Genomic DNA, 2,953 nt, shown 5'->3' with positions numbered 1-2,953 from the left:
GGGTCGACACGGCTCGCTGGCGTGTCGACCTCCTAATCACGCGTGTCGACCTTCCAATCACGCGTGTCGACCTCCCAATCACGGTGGGGCGGCGGGGAGGAGGAGGGTGAACGTGGGTGGGTGGGGGCGGCTGAGGCGGAGGCGGCCGCCCTCGGCTTCGGCGAGGCTGCGGGCCAGGCGGAGGCCGATGCCGTGGCCGCTGGGCGTCGTCGCGAACGGGTCCCGTTCGCCCAGGTCCGGGCCTTCGTCGGTGACGTCGATCGCCAGCGCGTCCCCGGCGTCGCGGGCCAGGACCGTGACCGTGCCGCGGCCGTGCGTCACCGCGTTGTCCAGCAGGACGCCGAGCACCTGCCGGACCGCCGCGGCCGCCACGCGGGCCGCCGGGGGGTCCTGACGGCTGATCCGCAGCTCCCGCCCCTGCGGCCCGAGCAGCGCCTCGCCCGCCTGCCGGACCTCCTCGAGGAGCACACCGAGGTCCAGCTCGGCCCGCGGCGCCCGGCGCTCGCGGCCCAGCGCCAGGAGGTCCTCGATGGTGCGTTCCAGCCGGTCGGCGGACGCGATCCCGGCGCGGATGGCCGCGTACGGGTCCGCCGCCGGTGTCTCCAGCGCGGCTTCGAGCTGCAGGCGCAGCCCGGTCAGCGGCGTGCGCAGCTGGTGGGACGCCTCCGCGGAGAACGCGCGCTCGCGCTCCAGGGTCTCGCCGATCCGGGCCGCGGTGGCGTCCAGCGTCTCGCCGACCTGGTCGATCTCGGGGATGCCCGCGCGCGGCGACCGGGCCGTGAAGTCGCCGTCGCCGAGCCGCTCGGCCGTGACGGCGAGCTCCTCCAGGGGCCGGACGAGCCGCCTCGTGAACCGCCGGGCCAGCAGCCAGCTGACCCCGGTCGTCACGACCGCGAGCCCGGTCATGCCGACCCAGGTCAGGATGATCTGCAGCCGCAGCTGGGACAGCGGCCGCGCGGCGCGGACCACGCCCGTCACCAGGGAGCCGCTGACCACCGGCACCGCCAACGCCATCTCGTCGCCCTCGCGGCCGATGACGACGTCCACCGTGGCCTTCGCGGCCTGCCGCTCGACCGCGCCGGCGACGGTGGGCCCGTGCCCGACGAGGAGCCGCCCGTCCGGGCTGTAGACCGCGACGTCGGCTTCGGCTTCGTCCTCGTCCTCGGCTCGCGGCAGCACGGGCGGCAGGCCGGCGTTCAGCTCGTGGGACACGGAGAGTGCGGCGGCGTCCGCCGCCCGCTCCAGGTCACCCTTCGCGTCGTCGTGGTAGTACTGCCACACCGCGAAGCCCAGCGGCAACGCGAACAGCAGGGTGGCGACGAGTGCGGCCAGCACCGTCAGCGAGGTGATCCGGCGGCGCACGGCTACCCCTCGGCGGCGGTCCGGGCCGGGTCTTCCAGCCGGTAGCCGTGCCCGCGCAGGGTGGCGATCCGCGGCACCTCGTCCTCGGGCCCGGCGGCCGCCGACAGCTTGCGGCGCACCGCCGCGATGTGCACGTCCAGCGTCTTCGTCGAGCCGTACCAGTGCGCGTCCCAGACCTCGGACATCAGCGTCTCGCGGCTGACCGCGACGCCGGGCTGCTCGGCGAGCCGGGCCAGCAAGTCGAACTCCTTGGCGCGCAGCACCACCTCGCGCCCGCCCAGGGTGGCGCGGCGGCCGGCGATGTCGACGGTCAGCCCGCCGACGGTCACCGGCGGCCGGGCCCCGGCCGGCGCGCCGCGGCGCAGGTGCGCCCGCACCCTGGCCAGCAGCTCGCCCAGCCGGATCGGCTTGGTGAGGTAGTCGTCCGCCCCGGCGTCGAGGCCGACGACGACGTCCATCTCCTCCTGCCGCGCGGTGAGGATTACCAGCACCGCGGCCGGCAGCGCGGCCCGCAGCCGGCGGCAGACCTCGACGCCGTCGAGGTCGGGCAGGCCGAGGTCGAGCAGCACGAGGTCGAAGTCGCCGGACTCGGCGGCCTGCAGGGCGCTCCGTCCGTCGCGGCACCAGCACACCTGGTGACCGTGCAGCCGGAGCGTCGATTCGAGCACGCTGCCGATCGCGGCGTCGTCTTCCACCACCAGCAGGTTCGGCATGCCGGGAAGCCTAACCAACGAAGTGCCGGATTCCGGACGGCTGTGGCCTATTCCGCCCGCGTGGCGAGGCCGATCTGCGATATCCGCACCGAAGCGGCGGTCAGGGCTTCGGTGAACGCAGCGACTTCGCCGGGTCCGAACCGGCTGCTGGGCCCGGTGATCGCGAGCGCGGCCAGCAGCCGCCCGTCGCCGTCGTGCACCGGCGCGGCCACGCTCGAAGCGCCGGCCTCCGGCTCCCCGTGACTGACGGCGGCGCCTTCGATCCCGTCGAGGACCCGCCCGGCGGCCCCGAAGCCGAGCGGCAGCTCGTCCCCGACGCGGCCGACGTGCCGGATGGCCAGCGGCCCCTCCTGCTGGGCCATGCAGACCAGCACAGAGGTGCTGCGCACGTAGATGTTCACGGTCTCCCGGCATTCGCGAGCCAGGTCGCGCAGCACCTGGCGGACCGGCTCGGGCAGCTGCCACGCGGCGTTGGCCAGGTGCGCCCACCGCAGCATCCCGGGCCCGACGGTGATCCGCCCGTCCGGCCGGGTCCAGAGCAGGCCGCGCTGTTCGCAGGTGGCGACCAGCCGCAGCACGGTGGTCTTGGCCAGCCCGCTGGCCGCGGTGAGGTCCTTGACGGCCCAGATCCGGCGTTGTTCGGTGAAGAGGGCGAGCAGGTCGAACGCGCGGAGCACGCTCCGGACCGATCCGTCTTCGACTGTCTTCATGAGCGACCCCCCGTCCGCCTAGTGGACCCAGGGTACCGTCAGGTGGACCGGGTGGGGTGTTGTGTCGCTCGAACGCCGTAGCGGTTTCGGGACCGCCTGGGTGCGCGGTGCTGTTCGAACGTCGCGAATGACTCATTCGGGACCTCGGGCGTCTCGAATGAGTCATTC

Annotated in this window: 3 protein-coding genes; all 3 read right to left on the bottom strand. The window is 74.4% G+C overall.

The window, feature by feature from the left end:
- Positions 1 to 78: 78 nt before the first annotated feature.
- Genes ACWDN5_RS46585 through ACWDN5_RS46575 form a run of 3 tightly spaced genes read right to left on the bottom strand, consistent with a single transcriptional unit; the run spans position 79 to position 2,785 of the window.
- The gene (locus ACWDN5_RS46585) at positions 79 to 1,362 is read right to left on the bottom strand and encodes a sensor histidine kinase (protein ID WP_449680779.1); all 1,284 of its coding nucleotides are present in this window, start codon (positions 1,360 to 1,362) and stop codon (positions 79 to 81) included.
- Between the two features lie 2 nt (positions 1,363 to 1,364).
- A complete protein-coding gene (locus ACWDN5_RS46580; RefSeq protein ID WP_310971322.1) occupies positions 1,365 to 2,075 on the bottom strand; it encodes a response regulator transcription factor in 711 nt (236 codons plus the stop codon).
- A 47-nt stretch (positions 2,076 to 2,122) separates the two neighbouring features.
- Entirely contained in the window at positions 2,123 to 2,785 is a 663-nt protein-coding gene (locus ACWDN5_RS46575; RefSeq protein WP_449680778.1) for an IclR family transcriptional regulator, read from the bottom strand.
- Positions 2,786 to 2,953: the final 168 nt, after the last annotated feature.

The organism is Amycolatopsis sp. NPDC003731 (genome assembly GCF_053586895.1).
The sequence above is the reverse complement of the archived record's forward strand: the minus strand, read 5'-3'. Positions and strand labels throughout refer to the sequence as shown.

Excerpts from the sequence above, each read along its gene's own strand:
- ACWDN5_RS46575 (WP_449680778.1), bottom strand. The coding sequence starts at position 2,785 with ATGAAGACAGTCGAAGACGGATCGGTCCGGAGCGTGCTCCGCGCGTTC.
- ACWDN5_RS46580 (WP_310971322.1), bottom strand. The coding sequence starts at position 2,075 with ATGCCGAACCTGCTGGTGGTGGAAGACGACGCCGCGATCGGCAGCGTG.